Source organism: Acinetobacter sp. NPDC052428, assembly GCF_044547685.1.
In the GTDB taxonomy this organism is placed as follows: Bacteria; Pseudomonadota; Gammaproteobacteria; order Pseudomonadales; family Moraxellaceae; genus Acinetobacter; species Acinetobacter lwoffii_G.
Window position 1 is genome coordinate 64,894 of the sequence record NZ_JBIUAT010000002.1, and the last position, 20,624, is coordinate 85,517.

Consider the following 20,624-nt stretch of genomic DNA (forward strand, 5'->3'; position numbering starts at 1 on the left):
GGCTGGGTTTTTAGCTGGCTTGATTCCTACGCAGGTATTAACCTGATCAGGTTCAACGGTACTCATGCTCAATTCCTGATAACGATAAAAGGAATCACATGATCTCAGCGAGGCATTACTCGCGCTCCGTCAAGCGAGGCTAAAGCTTAGCTCAGTTTAGGCAGAATAAACAGGTCTAAATCGCTCAACTTTAAGCGAGGATTGATTTAGACATGGTCCTACTGATTGAAGGTGAAACTGATCCCAACTAGATACAGATGGCATCGGTAAAACAGTCTTTATCATATTTTTGTGAGGGTGGACTGATCTGGGCATAGTACAGAATCTGTTCTGCTTCCGAGCGGTTTCTATAATCGGCAGGCAAGGCTTGCTGGCGCTGTTCCGGAGTCATGTCCAGAAATTCCAGAAATAAGCGTGCCTGTGTGGATAGTGTTGATTTCTGACCGCTCGACAGTTCAATAATAGTTTCCAGATGACTGGTATCGACCGCATAACGGTCGCGATAATCTTCAGACACCGGTGATTGCTCGGTACCTCTAAACAGGAAATAGGTATATTGCTTCAGCAGATATTCAGCATCGCGTTTATAACTGCTATTCGGATAAGTCTTGAGATAATCTTCCCAAAGCAGGCTGCGGGCTGCAATATCAGCGGCTTCAATCTGCAGGCGTTTTTCCACCAGTACTGGTTCCATATTCTGTTCCGCCAGATTTTCAATAAAGGCTTTTTCAGCGGCCGGTAAATAAGGAGCAAAAATACGCGCCAGATATTCCGGACTGCGGCGATAATGTAAAGTGCCATCTCCCAGATCCAGGAGTTCTACATAAGCCTGCCCCTTGTGTTTTAACAGATACTGGTCACGTGAGGTAAGCTGTTGAAAATGCGCATGCTGAATGGTCGGATGCTGGGCCATTTCCAGTGCATACTGCTCAAAGGCGCGTTGCTGAAATTCGGTACGGTCCACAGCCAAAAAGCGCTGATACATTTCGGTAGAGCGCAGCATCAGATTTTTCTGCTCGGCCAGTTCCATTAAGGGCAGGCACACTTTAAGATCCTGATTAATCTGTTCCAGCGCAAAAGTCGTACGCTGGTCATTAATCTGGGACATATTTTTTTCAATATTCTGGCACATGAGGCTGAAGTCATTGACTGGACTTTGGGCTTGACTCGCTTCAGGCTGTTCAATCTGGAGCTGTGATTCTGAGGGCTGCTGACAGCCTCCCAGAAACAGCAAACTGCCGGCAATGAAACAGGCTTTGAATATCGACGGGAATGGCATTAACACTGTGCTTCAGGACTCTGTATAGGTGAATTCAGAAAATAACGGCCTTACTGGGAGGTATATTGTATAGATCAAATTAAAATACTATGTTTAGTATTGTGAATTGCTTTGTTACATTGCAGGCAGAGGTCTTGAAAATTGAATTAATCGTGGATAAAACCCGATAGTTATATTAAAAAGTTAATAAAAATCATACGTAAAAATCGAAGAGATCTCTTTAGTATGGCTTAGCTTAAAGCGCCAGCATTTTTTGATCTGAATGGCTGTTAGGGATGAACACTATAAAATGAAACTAAAACTCAGTGTCATGGCGGGGATATTGGCAAGTAGTCCGGCAGTTTTTGCACTGGATTTGCAAGAAGCCTATGCGCGTGCCCAGCAAAATGACCCGAACTGGCAGGCGAATGTGTTGCAGTATCAGGCCGATCAGCTCAATCTGGGGATTGCCAGCGGAAATTTGCTGCCGACCGTGACTTTATCTGGGAATGTGACCCGTAAAAACCAGTCGACCGATACACCGGCCGATCCACAATTTGCCAGTTTGACTACCTCAAGTACTACAACCCGTCAGGTGGCAGTTACTGCACGTCAGCCTTTATTCCGCTGGGATGCCTGGCAAGGCTATAAGCAGGTCAAGACCTCGGTCGAACTGAGTGAAGTCAATCTGCGCTTGCAAAAACAGCAGCATATTTTACAGGTGGCCGAAGCCTATTTTAATGTCTTGCGTCAGCAGTCTTTGACTACGGCCTATTTACAGGAAGAGCAGGCGCTGTCTGAACAGTTACGCATGATGAATGCCAAACTGAAAGAAGGTTTGGTAGCACGCAGTGAGGTCAGTGAAGCCAATGCCCAGTATCAAAGTGCCCAAGCCAACCGGATTTCGACTCAAGTTCAGCTGGTACTGGCCCAAGAACAGCTGGCACAGTTAATCGGCCCTTATCAGGAAAATCTGGCGGTATTACGCAACGATTTCCAGTTCCAGAAACCGGTTCCAAGTGATATGCAGTTCTGGACCGAATTAGCACAAAGCCAAAATCTGAATATTCTGCAAGCGCGTCTGCAAAAGCGCTATTCTGAAGATGCCAAACGGGTCGAACAGGCTGCGCTCTATCCGCAGGTCGAAGCGGTCGGAACCTATGGCTATTTAAAGCAAAGTCCGGCTACGATCATGTCCAGCAATGGAGATTTCGACCAGATTGGGGTGGAGGTGAACTGGAATGTATTTAGCGGTGGACGCACGCAAAAAAGTATCCGTCAGGCCGGCGTTAATGTGCAAAAAAGTGAAGCGCAACTGGATGCAGCCATCCGTAAAGCCAATACCGATGTGAAACAGTCCTTTATGCAGGTAGAAACCGATCAGGCCAAACTGAATGCACGTAAAGCCGCGATGGACTCTTCGGAAATTGTCTCACAAGCGTCCAGAGCCCAATATCAGGAAGGCTTAAAAACCATGGTCGATGTGTTGCTGGCACAGCGTAATGCCTTTTCTGCCAAGACCGATTATTTGAATGCCAAATATGATTATCTGTTGCATGTGCTGCAATTGCAGGCCTCGGTCGGGCAGTTAACCGAAAAGGAACTGGCAGAGCTGAATGCCTGGCTGATTGAATATGATTCGCCTCAGCCTCTATGAGGCTACTATTGTCATCAAACTTTCATCATAGATATGCTTTAATATGATTTATTATTGATCATTGTCCTCTATCGTTCAGGAGTAGCTTTCCTTGTGTCCAAATAATCCTGTATTAAGTCATCACATTTCTTCGCAATTTAATGAAGAATTGCAGGACGTAAATACCAAATTCATGACGATGGGCGGACTGGTAGAACAGCAGGTAGCTAATGCCATTCATGCCTTATTGGACACAGATGTCTCAATGGCAGTAGATGTGCAGTTTCAAGACAATGTCGTCAATCAGATGGAACGAGATATTGATGAAGCGCTGACCCTGATTCTGGCGCGCCGTCATCCTGCCGCGATTGATTTACGTATGGTGCTTGCCATGTCCAAGGCCAATACCGATCTGGAACGGATTGGCGATGAAGCCTCAAAAATAGGCCGAATTGCACAAAGCTTGTGTGAAGAGGGTGGCTCACCGCGCGGTTATATGGAAACCCGGCATATTGGCAACCAGGTGCGGGTGATGATTCATGATGCACTGGATGCTTTTGCGCGTCTGGATGTAGATCAAGCTTTGAAGGTCATGTTGGCAGATGCGGATATTGACCGTGAGTATCAATCAGCCACACGTACGCTTATGACTTATATGATTGAAGATCCGCGGCATATCAGTCGTGTCATCAATGTATTATGGGTGCTGCGTTCGCTAGAAAGAATTGGCGATCATGCCCGGAATATTTCGGAACAGGTGATCTATATGGTCAAAGGTTTTGATGTGCGTCATACCAGCGTTGAAGAAATTGAACAGAAAGTTCAGCGTTAAACGTTCCAGACTTAAATAAAAAAACCTCCAGCTCGGAGGTTTTTTATTGGGATAGAAAAGCTAACTATGAGTTTCTTCCTCAGCATCATCTTCAAAAGTTTTGGCAATTTTTTCAATATTCAGGCTTTTGGCCATCGCATCAAAGATTTCCTTATACACGCCTTGCTGATGATAAAGCTGGTCGTGCTCGCCATGTTCGGCAATCGTTCCTTCTTTCATTACATAGGTATAATCTGCATCAATAATCTGCGACAGGCTATGCGAAATGATGATCACGGTACGGCCTTGCTTGATCTGGTCCAGACTTTGTTTGATCTGTTCCGTGGCAATTGCATCCAGACTCGCCGTCGGTTCATCCAGAAAAATGATCGGTGGATTTTTCAGGAACATCCGTGCCAAGGCAATCCGTTGCTGCTGGCCGCCAGACAGCATCAAGGCATCGCTGTCATAGCCATCCGGTAACTGTAAAATCTGCTCATGAATCGAGGCTTTTTCTGCCGCCTCAATTACATCTTCCATTGAGGCAGTAGTTTTGCCGTAACGGATATTGTCAAAGATGGTGCCCTGAAAAATATGGTTTTTTTGCAAGACCAGACCAATATGATCGCGTAGATATTGGGTGTCATAATCTTTCAGATTAATGCCATCCAGTTTGATCTGGCCTTGCTGCGGTTCATAAAATTTATCCAGCAGACTGATCAGGGTGGATTTTCCGGCACCCGATAAGCCCACCAAGGCGGTAATTTTATTGGGACGAATTTCCATATCAATATCTTTCAGGGCATGGTGGCCGTTTGGATAATAAAAATTCACGCCACTCAGTTCAAATTTTCCTTGGACAACCGGTTTCTGCTGACCGCTTTGTTCAATTTCATCATCGGCTTCCAGAATCTTGAAAAAGCTTTCTGAATAGATCATGGCATCATTCACTTCATCATAAATCCGGTGCAGGGATCGGATCGGGGCAGAGACATTGTTAAATAGCAGCACATGAAACATGATCATGCCGATACTCATCTGGCCATCCAGCACAAAGTAGGAGGTTAGAATAATGATCAGTACAATCCCGATCTGTTCCAGAAAAGTTTTCAGGCCATCAAACAGGAAACTGGTCTGGCGGGTTTTCATCTGATTGTCGGTCAGTTCACGCTGTAATCCCAACTGCTTTTCCGATTCAATCGATTCGCGGTTAAAAGACTTGATCACGGTAATCGAGTTGATGATGCTGAGAATACCCTGACTCTTTTTTTCCCGGCCATCTCGAAGGCTACGGCGCCAGCCTCCCAGCTTTTGCGCCTGTTTATAGGTCAGCCAGAAATAGATCGGAACAATGGCAGTCGCGACCAGACCGACATAGACATTGGCATAGTACATTAGCCCCAAAGCCACAATCGCACTGGTAAATAACGGTAAAATATCAATAAAGAAGATCTGAACGAGACGGGTCAGTGAACCAATACCACGGTCAATCCGGGTCTGTAATTTACCGGCCTGATTATTTTCCTGATTAAAAAATTCCAAACGATATTTTAAAAACTTTTCAATAATCCCTTGGGCCAGATCCTGAGAGACAAAAATCCGCAGTTTCTCTCCATAGAACTTCTGCCCGAACTGAACAAAGGCATTAATAATTTCTTTGCCGAGCAAAATTGCCGAAATCGTGATCAGAATATGCCAGCCTTGCTCCAATCCTTGACCGGCTTCGAGTAGCGAATTGATGCTGTCGACCGCATATTGCAAGGTAATGGCATTGACCTGTGCTGTGAATGAGCCAATCAGGGTCAGAATCAGCGTGGCAATCACCAGCAACCGGTAAGGCTGAACAAAGGGACGAAGTTTCTGAAACAGCTGCCATAAGTTCATAAAAGGATTATTTTTATTGTGAAAGTTGAATTCAGTCTAGGCAGGAATCATGCCAGCCACAAGCATAAATGTTGTAGTCATTTGTGAAGAGCAGTTGTAATCCTTTAGGTCGAATGTCAGTATTTTCATGTGGATACTGGATCTGATTGATATGACGCTCGATTTATTTGCACCCCAGCCGCAAGCCAATGTATTACCTTTTGATGGGGTAGTGGAGGATTATGGCTTGATTTTGGATGAGGAACAAAGCCAGCAGTATCTACAGCATTTTCTCAGTCAGCTGGCCTGGCAATATGATGAAGTGCATTTATTTGGCAAGCACCATGTCACCGGTCGCCAGGTGGTCTGGTATGGCGATGAACATTATCAGTATCGTTATTCTGGTACGCTTAAACAAGCTCAGGTATGGACACCCGGATTATTCCGTTTAAAGCAGCATATTGAAATTCTGGTCGGTCATCCCTTTAATTCCTGTTTGGCCAATTTGTATGAAGATGGTTCTCAAGGCTTGGGCTGGCATAGTGATGATGAGCCGGCTTTATATACAGGTACTTCTCGGGAAAATGTCATCGCTTCTCTGAGTCTGGGAGCCACCCGCAAAATGAGCTTTAAGCATAAAATTCGCAGTGATAAAGTCGATGTGCTGTTACATAGTGGGCAATTAATTGTGATGCGTGGCGCGACTCAGCAACACTGGAAGCATAGTATCAGCAAAACCAGCAAAGTTTTAACACCACGAATTAACCTGACTTTTCGTTATTTTTATCCTTAAGACGCATTTTGGAGCATAAAAAAGCACCCTGAAGGATGCTGATTACAGATTAAGGCGTGATCCCGGCTGGATGGCGATACCAGCTCTCAATCAACAAGGCAGCTGCAATGCTGTCGGCAGAGAGTTTCTTGCCGCGACCTTGAGCCTGATAATGCTCCAGTTCATCGCGTGCTTCACGGGTGGTCAAACGTTCATCCACCATCCAGGTTTCAATATTGGTCTGATGACGTAAACGGCGGGCAAATTTTCGCGCCCGTGTCGATAGTTCAGATTCACTATCATCCATATTCAGCGGCAAACCGACCAGAAATAAATTCGGTTGATGGCTTTTCACGATTTTGAGCAGTTCATCCCAGTTGGGAATACCATCTTTCATGGGAAATAAGGGCAGGGGATTGGCACTAGCAATCAGGGATTGTCCAACCGACATTCCCATTTTTTGTGTACCAAAATCAAACGCCATAATCGTTTGTGGCGCGTTTACATCAGGCATGTCCAATCTCGGAAGATAACCAGTTGCGGTCTACACCCATTTTTTTATAGGCAGCGTCCCAACGGTCGTTATAAGGTAAGTTAAAAATCAGATCCATATCGGAATCACAAATCAGCCAGTCACCACGAGCAATTTCCTGTTCCAGCTGATGTTTGCCCCAACTGGCATAACCGAGGGCAATCTGATAGCGACCGACACCTTCATTATGCGCAATCGCATCCAGAATATCTTTAGAAGTGGTGATGCAGACATTTTCACCCACGGCGATGGAGGAGTGCCAGGTTGGCTGACCGGTATGCAAGACAAAGCCAGCCTCAGGGCGTAAAGGGCCACCTTGCAATACCTCATGCGGATTGACATTGTCTGCTTCAATATCAAGATCATTCAGCAGTTCTTTAATTTGAATGCCGACAGGTCGATTGATAATGATGCCTTGAGCACCATCTTCATCATGACGAGCGAGATAAATGACCGTCTGGGCAAAAAAATCATCATTCGCATGCGGCGGTGCAATCAGACAACGATGTGTCAGAAACTGTTTGGTCACCTGAGCAGTTCTCCTTAAAATTAATTTCTTCGCAGAGAAATCCTATGATCCTAATAGCTACGTTACTAGAGCTTCTCGGATTCACCAAATTTTATTTGTCGAGATTGTAAATCTTCAAGCCTGCTAAAATTTCAGCTGACGTAACTGGCGGGCATGTTGCAAGGTGGTTTCACTAATCTCCACACCACCTGTCATTCTTGCAAGCTCCTGAATTATTTCATTTTCTTCAAGATTGATAATCGTGCTGCTGGCAGGATCAGTCTGCTGTTTTTTCACCAGTAGGTGCTGGTCAGATTGTGCTGCAACCTGTGCCTGATGGGTAATACACAGAATCTGTACATGCTGGGCCAGATCGGCCAGTAAACGCCCGACAATTTCTGCCGTACCGCCACTGATCCCGACATCAATTTCATCAAAGACCAGCACTTCCGCTTCGGTTTTTTCCGCATTCATGACTTGCATCACCAACGCAATACGCGAGAGCTCACCACCTGATGCAACCCGGGCCAAAGGCTGTGCCGGAATGCCTTTATTGGCCGTGAAAAGTAGCTGGATAAAGCTCAGGCCTTCGCTAGATGGATGTTCCAGAGGCTCAAACTTAAACTCAAAATGTGCTTCAGGCAGTGCCAGTTGTTTCACCTGCTCAGTTAGCTGCTTAGCCAATGGGGCTGCGGCTTCGCGGCGAATCTGATCCAGATGTTGGGCTTTATCCAGAAATTCCTGATAAGAAATTGCAACCTGTTCAGCCAGTGTTTCCGGATCTTCCAGTTGATGTAACTGGTCCAATTCGCTTTGCCAGGCTTCATATTCTTCTTTGAGCAATTCCGGCTGGGTACGATATTTACGTGCCAAACGATGGAAGATTTCTAAAGTTGAATTCAATACTTCCATACGTTCTGGATCAAAACTCTGGCGATCCATGAACTGGCGTAAATTCGCTGCTGCATCTTCAAGTTCGCTTTGTGCATTCAGCAGGGAAGTATAAATCCCGGAGAGCTGCTCACTGCGTCCGGCATGTGATTCGACCCGACGCATAATTGATGCCAGTTCCTGAGTGATATTCTGTTCAGCTTCATCCAGCACATTCAGGCTATAGACACAGTCCTGCATGATGGCTTCATGATGCGAGAGTCGATCAAATTCCTGCTCAATTTCCGGATAATCCGTCTGAACAATTTCTTCCAGCTCTTCGAGTTGCAGCTCAAGGGTTTCCAGACGCTGCTTACGTGTGGCTTGTGCGTCTAAAGCTGCCTGATGCTGGCGGATATTTTTTTGCCAAGTGCTATACGCATCACGTACGGCTTGCGCCGGCGCATAAAAATGATAATAACGATCCAGCCAGTGCTTCGGATAAGGTGGTTCTAATAATTGTTGCTGACTATGCTGGCTATAGAGTTGTACCAGTAAACGTCCAATTTCTTTCAGTTCAGACAGGCTGCTCGGACGTCCATTGATCCAGGCCTTGCTGCGGCCGGTAGCAAAAATCACCCGGCGTAAATGAATTTCACCTGATTCGTCATCCAGCTCATGTTCTTTTAACCATGCGGCTTCAGGACTGTGTTCCTGATAGCTGAAACTGGCGGTGACATCCGCTTTTTCTGAACCATAACGCACATAATTGGTATCGGTTCGCTCACCCAAACAGGCAGACAATGCATCTAGTAAGAGGGATTTACCTGCACCGGTTTCACCGGTTAAAACGTTAAAACCTTTATCAATATCAATAGCAAGATGTTCAGCTAAAGCAAAATTGATCAGAGTTAAATGTGTCAGCATAAACGCATCCGGGCTGCGAAAAGTTTGATTGAAATAGCCTGATGTCGGATTGGAGTCGCAACATGGCTGTGATTATTATAAATCAGGACGAATCAATTTCATTCTATCTTAAATTTTAGCGATTTATATATGCTTATTTCACTGTATTTTCGCAAGAAGAAGACTCAGAAGTACGTTAATTCACTGCTGATTTTCATATTTTTGACATCCCCAATCTTTAAATTAATGACTCAATTGAGCCTGTTTCACAAGAGCGCGTGCAAATCGAAACTTAAGCTTGTATGTCAGCAAAATACAGGCCAAAACATGCTGCAAATAGAAGGGATTCAGCGATACAGAATATTTGATCGACGCCGACAAACTTCGATTGATTAGTTGAGGGTGCACATTTAAACTACAGCAATCAAAATATTACAAAATGCTTTATCTGGAGAAATCGCATGTCAGCTCAGTTTGATCATGTATCGGTACTTAAAAAATCTAATGTATATTTCGGCGGGTTGTGTATTAGTCACATTGTACAATTTGAAGATGGGACCAAGAAAACGTTGGGTGTCATTCTGCCATCAGAAAATGCCTTGACCTTTGAAACACATGTTCCTGAGCGCATGGAAATTGTTTCAGGTGAATGCCGTGTTCAGATTGGTGATAGCGAAGAAAGTGAGCTGTTCCGTGCGGGGCAGTCTTTCTATGTGCCGGGCAATAGCCGTTTTAAAATCGAAACCGATGATGTGCTGGACTATGTCTGTCATTTTGAAGGTTAAGTCCAGATTTAAGATCAGTGCAAACCGGGCAAGAAATTTCAGTGCGAATCGGTTAAACTAATCAGCTATAGAAATCCTGTGAAGTCAGCTTTACGGGATTTTTCTTTTGTATATACAACTAATCTAGAGGTCGTTCATGGCAAAACCTGAATATTTTTATGGCGTACATTCAGTGGAGTCATTGTTAGAGCTTGAGCCTGAACGTGTCTTGACATTATTCACTCTCAAAGGACGCGATGATCAGCGTTTAAAGCGTGTACTGGAACTGGCTGAACCGTTTGGCATCAGTGTGCAGCAAGCCAGCCGTGACAAACTGGAAAAATTGGCCGGCCAGCCGTTTCACCAAGGTGTGGTCGCTGCGGTACGTGCACATCCGACCCTGAATGAAAAAGATCTTGAGACATTATTGACCGCAAACCCTCAAGCGTTGTTATTGGCTCTGGATCATATTACCGATCCGCACAATCTCGGCGCCTGTATCCGTACAGCCGCTGCAATGGGCGTTGAGGCAGTGATTGCGCCACGTGATCGTTCTGCAACCTTGACCCCAACAGCACGTAAAGTGGCTGCAGGTGGTGCGGACAAAGTCAAATTCATTCAGGTGACCAATCTGGCGCGTACTTTGGGTCAAATCAAAGAAGATTTTAATGTTCGAGTTGTCGGAACTATGCTGGATGAAAAAGCGCTGCCGATCCAGAATTTTGATTTCACCGGTACCGGGGTTTGTGTAGTGATGGGCGCGGAAGATACCGGCTTACGTCCAATTACGCAAAGCCAATGTGATCAGACCGTGTATATTCCGATGGCAGGTAATCTGCAAAGTCTGAATGTCAGTGTGGCTACAGGTATGGCACTGTATGAAGCCTGCCGTCAGCGTAACCTTTAATTGATGATGGCATTGTCAGACCGTACGCAAGGCTATGTTTTTTTAGTTGTTACCATGTGCATTTGGGGCGGTTTTACTTTAACAGCCCGCCTGAATGCGCTTTGGCAGATCAGTGCCTGGGATATCGTGGCCTTGCGTTTTTCTCTGGCATTCCTGATTCTGATGCCGATCTTGCTTTATCGTAAAGAGGCCGCTTTTTTACTGAAAAAAGAGCCTTTTATTTTAGCGATGATTGGCGGGGTGATTTATTGCCTGTTTGCCTATAGTGCTTTTCACTACGCACCTACCGCCCATGCCGCAATTTTCTTGAATGGCTGTATTCCGATCTGTACCGCGATCATGGCTTTTTTTCTGATGGGACAGGCTTTTGATAAACATACCTGGGCCAGCCTGATCATTATGATCGTAGTACTGTGTCTCATGAGTATGCTGATGTATCGGGAAACTGGTGTGGCCTTTGGGGCAGGGGACGGGCTGTTTTTTATCAGTGCCATACTTTGGGCGATTTTTACCGTTTTATTGCGTAAATATCAGCTAACTGCATGGCAGGCAATGTGTGGTGTCGCGATCTGGTCGGCAGTGATATATGTGCCGATTTATCTGCTATTTTTACCGAAAAACCTGAATGTGCCTGACCCCAAGCATTTACTGTTTCAGACCATTTTTCACGGCATTTTTGTGGTGATTATTGCTACTTTAAGTTATGTAGAAGCCATCAAGCGTCTTGGTGCATTTAAGGCAGGTAGTATCACCAATCTTGCACCTTTTATTGCGGCAATTCTGGCTGTACCTTTATTAAATGAAACTTTAAGCCTGGCCATGGTGTGTGGCCTGTTGGGTATGGCAGTTGGGGCCTTACAGCCGTGGCGCTGGTTACAGCATCAGGACAGTCTAAGCCGAAAATTAGCAGAACAAAAAAAGCAGTCTTAATCAGACTGCTTTTTTTATACTTCAGCTGGCTGCCATGTTTAAATATTTTTGATGTAATGGTCTGAGATGAGCATAGAGATGATCCAGATGACCATCATTTAGGACAATATCATCAGCCATGGTCTGCTTTTGTTCGCGGGACATTTGTGCGGCAATGATACTGCGAATTTGTTCGATATTCTGGCCGTCACGTTGTGAGGCCCGCTCAATTTGCAGTTCGATCGTGGCGTCAATCAGTAAGGTATGCTGAGTGAGTTCGTGCTGATTTGTTTCAAATAGCAGTGGTGAAACCAGAATGGCATAGGGACTTTGTGCCGAATCTAATTGCTGAATAATCGAAGTTCGAATCGCTGGATGAGTAATATTTTCCAGGGTCTTGCGTGCTTCAGGAGACTGGAAAATATGTTCACGCAAGGCACGGCGATTCAGTGAGCCATCGGCAAGCAGTACCCAATCGCCAAAAGCCTGCTGAATCTGGATAAGTGCAGGCTGCCCGATTTCAACCACTTCACGTGCTACCACATCGGCATCGACTACCGTGATCCCTTGTGCTTCAAACCACTGACTGGCAGCAGACTTGCCACTGCCAATCCCACCGGTTAAACCGAGTACAAATTTCAATTTATTGACCTAAATACACTTTCATAATTTGTTCACCCCAAAGAAAAGCAATCCAGCCGGCAATCGCAATATAGGGACCAAAAGCAAAAGGCTGATTTTCCTTGCGGACTTTTAGCAGGATAATCCCGATAATCGCACCTACTAGGGAAGACAGCAACACAATTAAAGGCAGTAATAATGGACCCATCCAGGCACCCAAAGCCGCTAGTAATTTAAAATCGCCATAACCCATGCCTTCTTTACCGGTGATGATTTTAAACAGGTAATACACTATCCATAGACACAGAAAACCAATGATATAGCCCCAGATGGCAGAGCTTGGGGAGGTATAGAGTGCATAACTATTTAACCCCAGACCTAGTGCAGCCAAGGGCAGGGTATAACGGTCAGGTAATAGCTGGGTGTCAAAATCAATAAAGGTTAGCGCAATCAGTACATAAGTCAGGATCAGACCAAACAGCATTTGTAGGGTAGGGCCAAATACTGCTACGACAAGCAGTGCACAAACTGCCGTCAGAATTTCAACAAATGGATAGCGGATACTAATGGGATTCTGGCAGTTGCTACATTTTCCGCGCAGGACCAGCCAGCTAATGACGGGAATATTCTGGTACCAGCGGATTGGCTGATGACACTTGGGGCAAGCTGAATCTGGTTTGCTTAAACTTAATTTAGTTTCATCAATCACCGGCTGTTCCGGATGCAGGAACATCTGGCAATCAGTACGCCATTCCTGTTCCATCATCTTGGGAGTGCGGTAAATCACTACATTCAGAAAGCTGCCGATACATAAACTAAAAAGCCCAACTGCGATATACAACGCCGTTGAGTTTTGAATAAAATATTGAAGAAAATCGTGCATTAAACCACAGAACCCATTTGGAAAATTGGAAGGTACATGGCAATCACCAGACCACCGACAAGCACACCGAGAACAGCCATAATGAGCGGTTCCATCATCGAAGTTAAGCCGTCAACTGCATTGTCGACTTCATTTTCATAATGTGTGGCTACTTTGTCTAGCATGGCATCTAGTGCACCAGATTCTTCACCAATCGCGACCATTTGTACTGCCATGGATGGGAATTTGTTGGTCACGCGCATGGCAAACTGTAGTTGTTGACCTGTGGCGACATCTTCACGGATTTTCATCACGGCATCTTCATACACGACGTTATTGGTAGCGCCGGCAGTGGATTCCAGTGCATCAATCAAGGGAACACCAGCTGCGAAAGTCGTGGCCAAAGTGCGGCTATAACGTGCAATAATCGCTTTATACACCAGGTCACCAAAAATCGGGGCTTTGAGTGCGGCCTTATCCAGAAAATCGCGGAATTTCTTGCTGCGTTTTTTCGCTTCAAGAAAAGCGGTAATCACGGCCCCAATGGCGATAATCAGCAGGAACCAATACTTTTGCATCCATTCCGACATATTGACCACCATTTTGGTAAAAGCCGGTAAGTCCGCACCAAATGAAGAGAATAAATCCTGGAAAACCGGGACCACTTTGACCATCAGAATAATGGTAACAATCAGGGCAACTACAACCACCGCAGCCGGATATTTCATGGCTTTTTTAATTTTTTGCTTGAGTAGTTCGCTTTTTTCTTTGTAAATCGCAACGCGATCTAGCATGGTTTCTAAAGCACCGGATTGTTCACCAGATTCGACCAGTGAACAGAATAGGTTGTCGAAATATTGTGGATATTTGCGCAGTGCTCCGGCAAAAGTATTACCGCCTTCAACCTCCCCTTTAATTCCGAGTACAACTTCACGCATCGCCGGATTTTCCAGACCTTCTGCGACAATTTCAAAGCCTTGTACCAGTGGTACCCCGGCTTTCATCATGGTCGCCAATTGTCGGGTAAAAATGGTGATATCCAGTGTGCTGACACGTTTTTTCATTAAGCCTTCGAGAATATTTTTTTTCTTTTCCCGAATGGTCTTGATGCTGATGCCTTGTTTTCGAAGGGTGACCTTGGCCAAAGCCATATTTTTTGCTGGCAATTCCCCCTTGATCTTTGCCCCTTTACGATCAATTCCTTCATAGCTGAAGATCGGCATCATCTGGCCTTTCTTTACTGCTGCCATACCTTTATCCTTATTTTAGATCAGCGCCCGATCATTCGCTGGTGACACGATTGACTTCCTGTAAAGAAGTCACCCCCTGCATCACCTTGATTAAACCTGACCGGCGTAAATTGTTAAAACCTGCACGTGCGGAAGCATCGGCAATTTCAAGTGCATTGCCGTCTTCCATAATAATTCTGGAAATTTCGGGTGTTACTTTCATAACTTCATAAATACCCACACGACCCTTATAGCCTTCGCGACATTCATTGCAGCCCACCGGTTCATAAACTTGGAACTCAGGTTGCTGCAGGTCGGTTTCGGTAAAACCCATCTCCAATAAGCTTTGTTTAGGAATATCGGCAGGTTTTTTACATTGTGAACATAAACGACGCGCCAGCCGTTGTGCAATGACCAGGTTTACTGAAGTGGCAATATTGAAAGAAGGCACCCCCATATTGCGTAAACGGGTCAAAGTCTCAGGCGCACTATTGGTATGCAGCGTCGACATCACCATATGACCGGTCTGTGCCGCTTTAATCGCAATCTCGGCAGTTTCCAGATCCCGGATCTCACCGACCATGACGATATCTGGATCCTGACGCAGGAAAGATTTCAGTGCGGCAGAGAAGGTCAAGCCAACTTTATTGTTGACATTGACCTGATTAATCCCTTGCAAGTTAATCTCGACCGGATCTTCCGCTGTCGAAATATTGGTATCTTCACGGTTTAAGATATTCAGACCGGTATACAGTGAAACGGTTTTACCGGAACCTGTCGGGCCGGTGATTAGCAACATCCCTTGCGGTTTGTCCAGCGCCTGCATAAACAGTTCTTTTTGTTCCGGTTCATAGCCCAGAGCATCAATCCCCAGCATCGCGCTGGAGGGATCTAGAATACGCAGTACCAGTTTCTCACCAAACAGGGTAGGGAGAGAGTTAACACGGAAATCAATGGCTTTATTCTTAGAAAGTTTTAACTTAATACGACCATCTTGAGGTACACGCTTTTCCGAAATGTCCATTTGCGACATAACCTTAAGACGCGAAGACAGGCGGTTTGCCAGCTGTAAGGGCGGGGTTGCAATCTGACGTAGAACACCATCGACCCGGTAACGTACCCGATAGATTTTTTCATATGGCTCAAAGTGTAGATCTGAAGCGCCCATACGGATCGCATCAATTAGCAATTTATTAATATATTTGACAATCGGTGCTTCATCACCTTTATTGCTTTCATCCTCTTCTTTATTCGGATCAGCAGATTCAACATCAACATCCAGATCAAAGTCTTCATCGAATTCAAAGGTGCTTTCTTCAGTAAAATTCTGCTCGATCAGTTTTTCAAGTTTATTGTGTTCAACAATAATGGTTTCAATATTGAGTTTAGTCGAAAAACGGACTGCATCAATTGCTTCGATATTGGTCGGGTTACTGGTCGCAACATATAAAATACTGGAATTTTTAAAAATCGGCAGGATGCGATGCTTGGTAATCAGCTTTTCATCAATCGCATCGCGCAAAATTTGGGCAGGATCATAGGCGCTGATATCAAACAGCGGTTCGCCAAATTCAACTGAAATCGTTTCAGCAATGACGGTCGGGGAAAGCTGTTGCTGGTTAATCAGCTCCGCGACAATATCGATTTTTTCTTGTTTGGCATGCGCCAATGCGCTGCGCATATCTTCAGCCGAGATGATGCCTTCCTCGACCAAACGACGAATAAATCCGGTAAATCTCGGCGACCCCTGTAATGCTGTCATGCTATAAATGCCTACTCATTAAATTCTTTTAATTGCTATACTAAAATTATACGTTTGTTACGTAAAAATACCATAGCCAAGAGTGCTGCTAGCTTCTTCATCTCCAGTAAAAGCATGAACTGGTTGGAAGAAGTCCCCATTTTTTTAAGTGATAACAAAAAATAACCATTTTGGATAGTCTAAACCGAGAATGAGTGATAAGAAAACTATTCTTTTAATTTTCCAATTCCGTGTAGAATGTGCCCAATTCAAAATATGTAAATGAAATAGGTTAATTATGTCGGTTTCGACGATTACCCCTTGGGTGATAGGTAACTGGAAAATGAATCCGGTGCAGGCAGAGGCATTGAACTTGGTGCGTGGTATTAAGAATTTACTGGAAACTGCACCGATTGCCGAAGATAAATGTCATTTAGGTGTGGCACCAATTACGATTGCCTTAAGCCAGATTCAGGCAGAGCTGTCATCTGCGGTTCGTCCGATTTATACCGTAGCACAAGATGTTTCACGTATTTCTGGAACAGGCGCCTACACTGGTGAAGTCAGTGCTGAATTGCTGGCCGATAGCCAAATTCACTATGTGCTGGTAGGTCATTCTGAGCGCCGTGAAATATTTACAGAAAAGTCTGATATTTTAAATGCTAAAATCAAGAATGCTTTAAATGCCGGTTTGACGGTAATTTATTGTGTCGGTGAAAGTCTGGAACAACGTGAATCCGGGCAGGCAGAAGCTGTCGTATTACAACAAATTTGTGATATCGCTGCTGTAGTTGAAGCCGAACAATGGAAAAATATCGTGATTGCCTATGAGCCGATCTGGGCGATTGGAACCGGTAAAACGGCTTCTCCTGAAGATGCACAGGCCATGCATGCACAAATCCGTCAAGGTTTAAGCCAGATTACGGGCTATGGCGAGACTATGGCGATTTTATATGGTGGTAGTGTCAAGCCGGAAAATGCAGTAGAGTTAGCAGCCTGCCCAGATATCAACGGGGCATTGGTCGGTGGTGCATCACTCAATGCTGAGTCGTTCCATAAAATTGCTCATGCATTTGCAAATACACAATAATTAGGAGTTCAGCATGCAAACTTTTGTGCTGGTAGTACATATTATCTTAGCTGTTTTGATGATTGTCTTGATTTTGGTTCAGCATGGTAAAGGTGCAGATGCTGGTGCCTCTTTCGGTGGTGGTGGTGCAGCGACAGTATTCGGGGCATCGGGTTCGGGTAATTTCATGACCCGTTTAACTGCAATTTTTACTGCGCTGTTCTTCGTGACCAGTCTGACTTTGGCAATTTTGGCCAAGCAACAAACCTCGAATGCCTATAGTTTGGGATCGGTTCAGTCTGCGCCGACCGCACCTGTACAATCGAATGAAACTTCACCAACTGCACCAGAAACGACCGAATAGTTTTAATTAGTCCTTTCTTTTTTTCAGTGATGCGACTAGAATGCGTCACAGCTGCGGTGGTGGTGGAATTGGTAGACACGCTACCTTGAGGTGGTAGTGCTTTCGGGCGTGGGGGTTCAAGTCCCCCCTTCCGCACCAACTTATAATCCAGAAATTTAAGTTGGTGTATGCAGCTGAAAAAACTTCTGTTGATGCGGGATGGAGCAGTCTGGTAGCTCGTCGGGCTCATAACCCGAAGGTCGTTGGTTCAAATCCAGCTCCCGCTACCAATCAATCCTTTTTAAAGACGCAAACTTTCAAGAGGCAGCTTAAACAGGTTTTAAGTTGAGAAATTTAATTTGCATGTTGTTGCGGGATGGAGCAGTCTGGTAGCTCGTCGGGCTCATAACCCGAAGGTCGTTGGTTCAAATCCAGCTCCCGCTACCAATCTTTTAAAGATGCAAACTTTAAAAGCAGTTTAAGTATTTTAAACTGAACGTTATTTGTATGCTGATGCGGGATGGAGCAGTCTGGTAGCTCGTCGGGCTCATAACCCGAAGGTCGTTGGTTCAAATCCAGCTCCCGCTACCACTTTTTCAGCGACAGATGACAAATATGCAGAATGATGTGGTTTTGATTGAAAAGTTCTCATCTTTTGTATATAATTTTTGCACGTTGATGCGGGATGGAGCAGTCTGGTAGCTCGTCGGGCTCATAACCCGAAGGTCGTTGGTTCAAATCCAGCTCCCGCTACCAAGTTTCTAAAAAGAGGCTCACAACAAGGTGGGCCTTTTTGCACAGTGGGATTTGAAAAAATCTTAAATTGTGCATTAATTGGGGCGATTTACGCCCTTTTTTATTGGCTATCGTGTAGTGTCGACATTATTTGGTCAAATCTCCATGTTTCACTACTACTATAGTTTGTATTGGTTTGTAGTGGTCAAATAGATCATAAAATCGCACCAGATGACGAGAGTAAATGAAGCTATCAAATAAAACTCAAGCACTTCAGGACTTGATTGCACCGGCAGTTGAAGCCTGTAATGTAAACCTTTGGGGGATCGAATTCCTGCCACAGGGTAAACGTTCGTTATTACGTATCTACATCGACAAGCCAGTCGATGAGAGCGTTGCACCAGCAATCAATGAAGATGGTGAAGAAGAGCAGGGGCGTGGTATTGGCGTTCAGGATTGTGTGCGTGTAACGCAGCAAGTGGGCGCAATGCTGGATGTTCATGATCCGATCTCGGGTGAATATTCACTTGAAGTGTCTTCGCCAGGCTGGGACCGCCCATTCTTCCAGCTCGAGCAGATGTCAGGCTATATCGGTCATACCGTAGCACTACGTTTGATCAGTGCGGTAGATAACCGTCGTAAATTCCAGGCCAAACTGGTTGCTGTCGATCTTGAAAATGAAATGATTCAGGTTGAAGTAGAAAAGCAACAGGTATTGGAGATCGACAGTCACAATATCGATAAAGCAAATTTGGTCTTCCAAGATTAATTGAATAAATAAAAATTTAACGAATAGGTGACGTATGGCACGTGAAATTCTGACCGTCGTTGAAACGGTTAGTAACGAAAAAGGTGTACCTCGTGAAGCGATCTTTGAAGCGCTTGAGCAAGCTTTAGTTGCTGCAACAAAGAAAAAATTCTACGAAGGAACACATTCGGAAGAAGCACGTTTACGTGTGGAAATCGATCGCAAAACAGGTGACTATCGTACTTTCCGTCAGTGGGAAGTGGTTGCAGACGAAGACCATGAAATGCCAGCTTGCCAAGATGCCATCTCTGATGTCGATCCGGCAAAATGGTCAATTGGTGATATTCGTGAGCTTGAAGTTGAATCGATTGACTTCGGTCGTATTGCAGCGCAAATTGCCAAGCAAGTGATTGTACAGAAGATCCGTGAAGCAGAACGTGCACTTGTAGCCGATGCTTACGAATCTAAAGTCGGCGAGCTGATCTACGGTGAAGTGAAAAAACAAACCAAAGACGGCTTTATCATTGATCTAGGTGACAATGCTGAAGCGTATCTTGCTCGTGAAGAAATGATTCCGAAAGAAATCCTTCGTCCGAAGCAACGCGTGAATGCGATTCTGTTCAATGTCAACCGTGAAGGTCGTGGTGCGCAGTTACAACTGTCACGTGCTAAACCGGATATGCTGATTGCATTGATGAAGAAAGAAATCCCTGAGATTTCTGAAGAAATCATTGAAATTAAAGCGGCGGCTCGCCAACCAGGCGTTCGTGCTAAAATTGCAGTGAAAACTAATGACCACCGTATTGACCCGGTGGGTGCTTGTATTGGTATGCGTGGTACCCGTATTCAGGCTGTACAGCAAGAGCTCAATGGCGAGCGTATTGATGTAGTAGTTTGGTCGGATGATCCTGCGCAATATATCGCAAGTGCATTGGAACCAGCAGATGTATCGAGTATTGTCATTGATGAAGATGCACGTACTGCTGACATCATTTTCGCAACCAGCGATCAGTTGGCACGTGCGATTGGTTCACAAGGTCAAAACGTTCGTCTGGCATCTGAATTGACTGGCTACAAGCTGGACATGATGCTGGAAGAGGAATACTACGCCCGTCAACAAAACGAAGCGCAACAATATTTAGACATGTTTGTTACCCGTCTGGATATCGCGGAAGATTTGGCGATGGCATTGGTAGAAATGGGCTTCACCTCGCTTGAAGAAATTGCTTATGTCCCTGCAGAAACGTTTGATGAAATCGAACTGGATGCGGAACTAGTTGAACTACTGCAAAGCCGTGCGAAAGAAATTGCACTTGCTGATGCATTACAACAGCAAGAGAATATACAAGCGCCAAGTGAAGAACTTGTTGCAATGGAAGGCATGACAGTAGAGATCGCGCAAGCACTAGCAGCTCGTGGTGTGGTAACAGTGGATGATTTAGCAGATCAGGCGACTGACGATATCGAAGATATTGAAGGTTTGGGTGCTGAGAAAGCAGGTCAACTCATTATGAAAGCGCGCGAATCATGGTTTAACTAG

General features: G+C 45.0%; 19 protein-coding genes, 5 tRNA genes and 1 riboswitch. Of the genes, 15 read left to right on the forward strand and 9 right to left on the reverse strand.

Features of this window, described 5'->3' with window-relative positions:
• Positions 1-6: 6 nt before the first annotated feature.
• Positions 7-139, reverse strand: a riboswitch (TPP riboswitch).
• A 108-nt stretch (positions 140-247) separates the two neighbouring features.
• Positions 248-1,279 (reverse strand): hypothetical protein, encoded by a 1,032-nt coding sequence (locus ACIG3F_RS02055; RefSeq protein ID WP_396469163.1) that lies wholly within the window; start codon positions 1,277-1,279, stop codon positions 248-250.
• Positions 1,280-1,568: 289 nt separating this feature from the next.
• Here ACIG3F_RS02055 and ACIG3F_RS02060 point away from each other — a divergent pair, with 289 nt between their 5' ends.
• Both ACIG3F_RS02060 and phoU read left to right on the forward strand, forming a co-directional pair.
• Positions 1,569-2,915, forward strand: a complete 1,347-nt coding sequence (locus tag ACIG3F_RS02060; RefSeq protein ID WP_396469165.1) for a TolC family outer membrane protein — start codon at positions 1,569-1,571, stop codon at positions 2,913-2,915.
• A gap of 91 nt (positions 2,916-3,006) precedes the next feature.
• A complete protein-coding gene (gene phoU / locus ACIG3F_RS02065; RefSeq protein ID WP_005108465.1) occupies positions 3,007-3,726 on the forward strand; it encodes a phosphate signaling complex protein PhoU in 720 nt (239 codons plus the stop codon).
• A gap of 60 nt (positions 3,727-3,786) precedes the next feature.
• Here phoU and ACIG3F_RS02070 read toward each other — a convergent pair whose 3' ends face one another.
• A complete protein-coding gene (locus ACIG3F_RS02070) occupies positions 3,787-5,589 on the reverse strand; it encodes an ABC transporter ATP-binding protein (protein ID WP_114541455.1) in 1,803 nt (600 codons plus the stop codon).
• A gap of 151 nt (positions 5,590-5,740) precedes the next feature.
• On the opposite strand from ACIG3F_RS02070, the gene ACIG3F_RS02075 reads away from it, so the two are divergent.
• Complete coding sequence (locus tag ACIG3F_RS02075) at positions 5,741-6,361, forward strand: alpha-ketoglutarate-dependent dioxygenase AlkB (protein WP_114541486.1); 621 nt, start codon at positions 5,741-5,743, stop codon at positions 6,359-6,361.
• 49 nt (positions 6,362-6,410) lie between these two features.
• On the opposite strand, the gene ruvX is transcribed toward ACIG3F_RS02075, so the two are convergent.
• From ruvX to recN, 3 genes are all read right to left on the reverse strand, one after another.
• The gene (gene ruvX, locus ACIG3F_RS02080) at positions 6,411-6,854 is read right to left on the reverse strand and encodes a Holliday junction resolvase RuvX (RefSeq protein WP_396469168.1); all 444 of its coding nucleotides are present in this window, start codon (positions 6,852-6,854) and stop codon (positions 6,411-6,413) included.
• A complete protein-coding gene (locus ACIG3F_RS02085; protein ID WP_396469170.1) occupies positions 6,847-7,401 on the reverse strand; it encodes a YqgE/AlgH family protein in 555 nt (184 codons plus the stop codon). Before ACIG3F_RS02085 ends, ruvX begins: the two co-directional genes overlap by 8 nt.
• 123 nt (positions 7,402-7,524) lie before the next feature.
• On the reverse strand, positions 7,525-9,177 hold the full coding sequence (gene recN / locus ACIG3F_RS02090) for a DNA repair protein RecN (protein WP_396469172.1): 1,653 nt from the start codon (positions 9,175-9,177) through the stop codon (positions 7,525-7,527).
• 440 nt (positions 9,178-9,617) lie between these two features.
• Here recN and ACIG3F_RS02095 point away from each other — a divergent pair, with 440 nt between their 5' ends.
• The 3 genes from ACIG3F_RS02095 to ACIG3F_RS02105 all read left to right on the forward strand — a co-directional run bounded on the left by ACIG3F_RS02095 (position 9,618) and on the right by ACIG3F_RS02105 (position 11,757).
• Positions 9,618-9,941: a pyrimidine/purine nucleoside phosphorylase gene (locus ACIG3F_RS02095; RefSeq protein ID WP_004281089.1), complete on the forward strand. Its 324-nt coding sequence runs from the start codon at positions 9,618-9,620 to the stop codon at positions 9,939-9,941.
• A gap of 136 nt (positions 9,942-10,077) precedes the next feature.
• Positions 10,078-10,827 carry a 23S rRNA (guanosine(2251)-2'-O)-methyltransferase RlmB gene (rlmB, locus tag ACIG3F_RS02100; RefSeq protein ID WP_396469174.1) on the forward strand — a complete coding sequence of 250 codons (750 nt, stop codon included), beginning with the start codon at positions 10,078-10,080 and terminating at the stop codon, positions 10,825-10,827.
• A gap of 3 nt (positions 10,828-10,830) precedes the next feature.
• Complete coding sequence (locus ACIG3F_RS02105) at positions 10,831-11,757, forward strand: DMT family transporter (protein WP_396469175.1); 927 nt, start codon at positions 10,831-10,833, stop codon at positions 11,755-11,757.
• 21 nt (positions 11,758-11,778) lie between these two features.
• Here ACIG3F_RS02105 and coaE read toward each other — a convergent pair whose 3' ends face one another.
• Genes coaE through pilB form a run of 4 tightly spaced genes read right to left on the reverse strand, consistent with a single transcriptional unit; the run spans position 11,779 to position 16,210 of the window.
• Positions 11,779-12,378 carry a dephospho-CoA kinase gene (coaE, locus tag ACIG3F_RS02110; RefSeq protein WP_396469176.1) on the reverse strand — a complete coding sequence of 200 codons (600 nt, stop codon included), beginning with the start codon at positions 12,376-12,378 and terminating at the stop codon, positions 11,779-11,781.
• Between the two features lies 1 nt (position 12,379).
• Complete coding sequence (locus tag ACIG3F_RS02115; protein ID WP_396469177.1) at positions 12,380-13,240, reverse strand: prepilin peptidase; 861 nt, start codon at positions 13,238-13,240, stop codon at positions 12,380-12,382.
• Positions 13,240-14,469 (reverse strand): type II secretion system F family protein, encoded by a 1,230-nt coding sequence (locus tag ACIG3F_RS02120; RefSeq protein ID WP_222110693.1) that lies wholly within the window; start codon positions 14,467-14,469, stop codon positions 13,240-13,242. The genes ACIG3F_RS02115 and ACIG3F_RS02120 overlap by 1 nt, the downstream gene beginning before the upstream one ends.
• 31 nt (positions 14,470-14,500) lie before the next feature.
• The gene (gene pilB / locus ACIG3F_RS02125) at positions 14,501-16,210 is read right to left on the reverse strand and encodes a type IV-A pilus assembly ATPase PilB (protein ID WP_396469179.1); all 1,710 of its coding nucleotides are present in this window, start codon (positions 16,208-16,210) and stop codon (positions 14,501-14,503) included.
• A 277-nt stretch (positions 16,211-16,487) separates the two neighbouring features.
• On the opposite strand from pilB, the gene tpiA reads away from it, so the two are divergent.
• The 9 genes from tpiA (at position 16,488) to nusA (ending at position 20,624) form a co-directional block, all read left to right on the forward strand.
• A complete protein-coding gene (tpiA, locus tag ACIG3F_RS02130) occupies positions 16,488-17,279 on the forward strand; it encodes a triose-phosphate isomerase (protein WP_396469180.1) in 792 nt (263 codons plus the stop codon).
• Between the two features lie 13 nt (positions 17,280-17,292).
• Positions 17,293-17,622, forward strand: a complete 330-nt coding sequence (gene secG, locus ACIG3F_RS02135) for a preprotein translocase subunit SecG (RefSeq protein ID WP_148334344.1) — start codon at positions 17,293-17,295, stop codon at positions 17,620-17,622.
• A gap of 53 nt (positions 17,623-17,675) precedes the next feature.
• A tRNA-Leu gene (locus ACIG3F_RS02140) sits at positions 17,676-17,760 on the forward strand.
• A gap of 54 nt (positions 17,761-17,814) precedes the next feature.
• A tRNA-Met gene (locus tag ACIG3F_RS02145) sits at positions 17,815-17,891 on the forward strand.
• An 80-nt stretch (positions 17,892-17,971) separates the two neighbouring features.
• Positions 17,972-18,048: transfer RNA gene (locus tag ACIG3F_RS02150), tRNA-Met, on the forward strand.
• A gap of 67 nt (positions 18,049-18,115) precedes the next feature.
• Positions 18,116-18,192 (forward strand) — tRNA-Met (locus ACIG3F_RS02155).
• Between the two features lie 88 nt (positions 18,193-18,280).
• Positions 18,281-18,357, forward strand: a tRNA-Met gene (locus ACIG3F_RS02160).
• Between the two features lie 223 nt (positions 18,358-18,580).
• Positions 18,581-19,105 (forward strand): ribosome maturation factor RimP, encoded by a 525-nt coding sequence (gene rimP, locus ACIG3F_RS02165; protein WP_313565189.1) that lies wholly within the window; start codon positions 18,581-18,583, stop codon positions 19,103-19,105.
• Positions 19,106-19,139: 34 nt separating this feature from the next.
• Positions 19,140-20,624, forward strand: a complete 1,485-nt coding sequence (nusA, locus tag ACIG3F_RS02170; protein ID WP_004281105.1) for a transcription termination factor NusA — start codon at positions 19,140-19,142, stop codon at positions 20,622-20,624.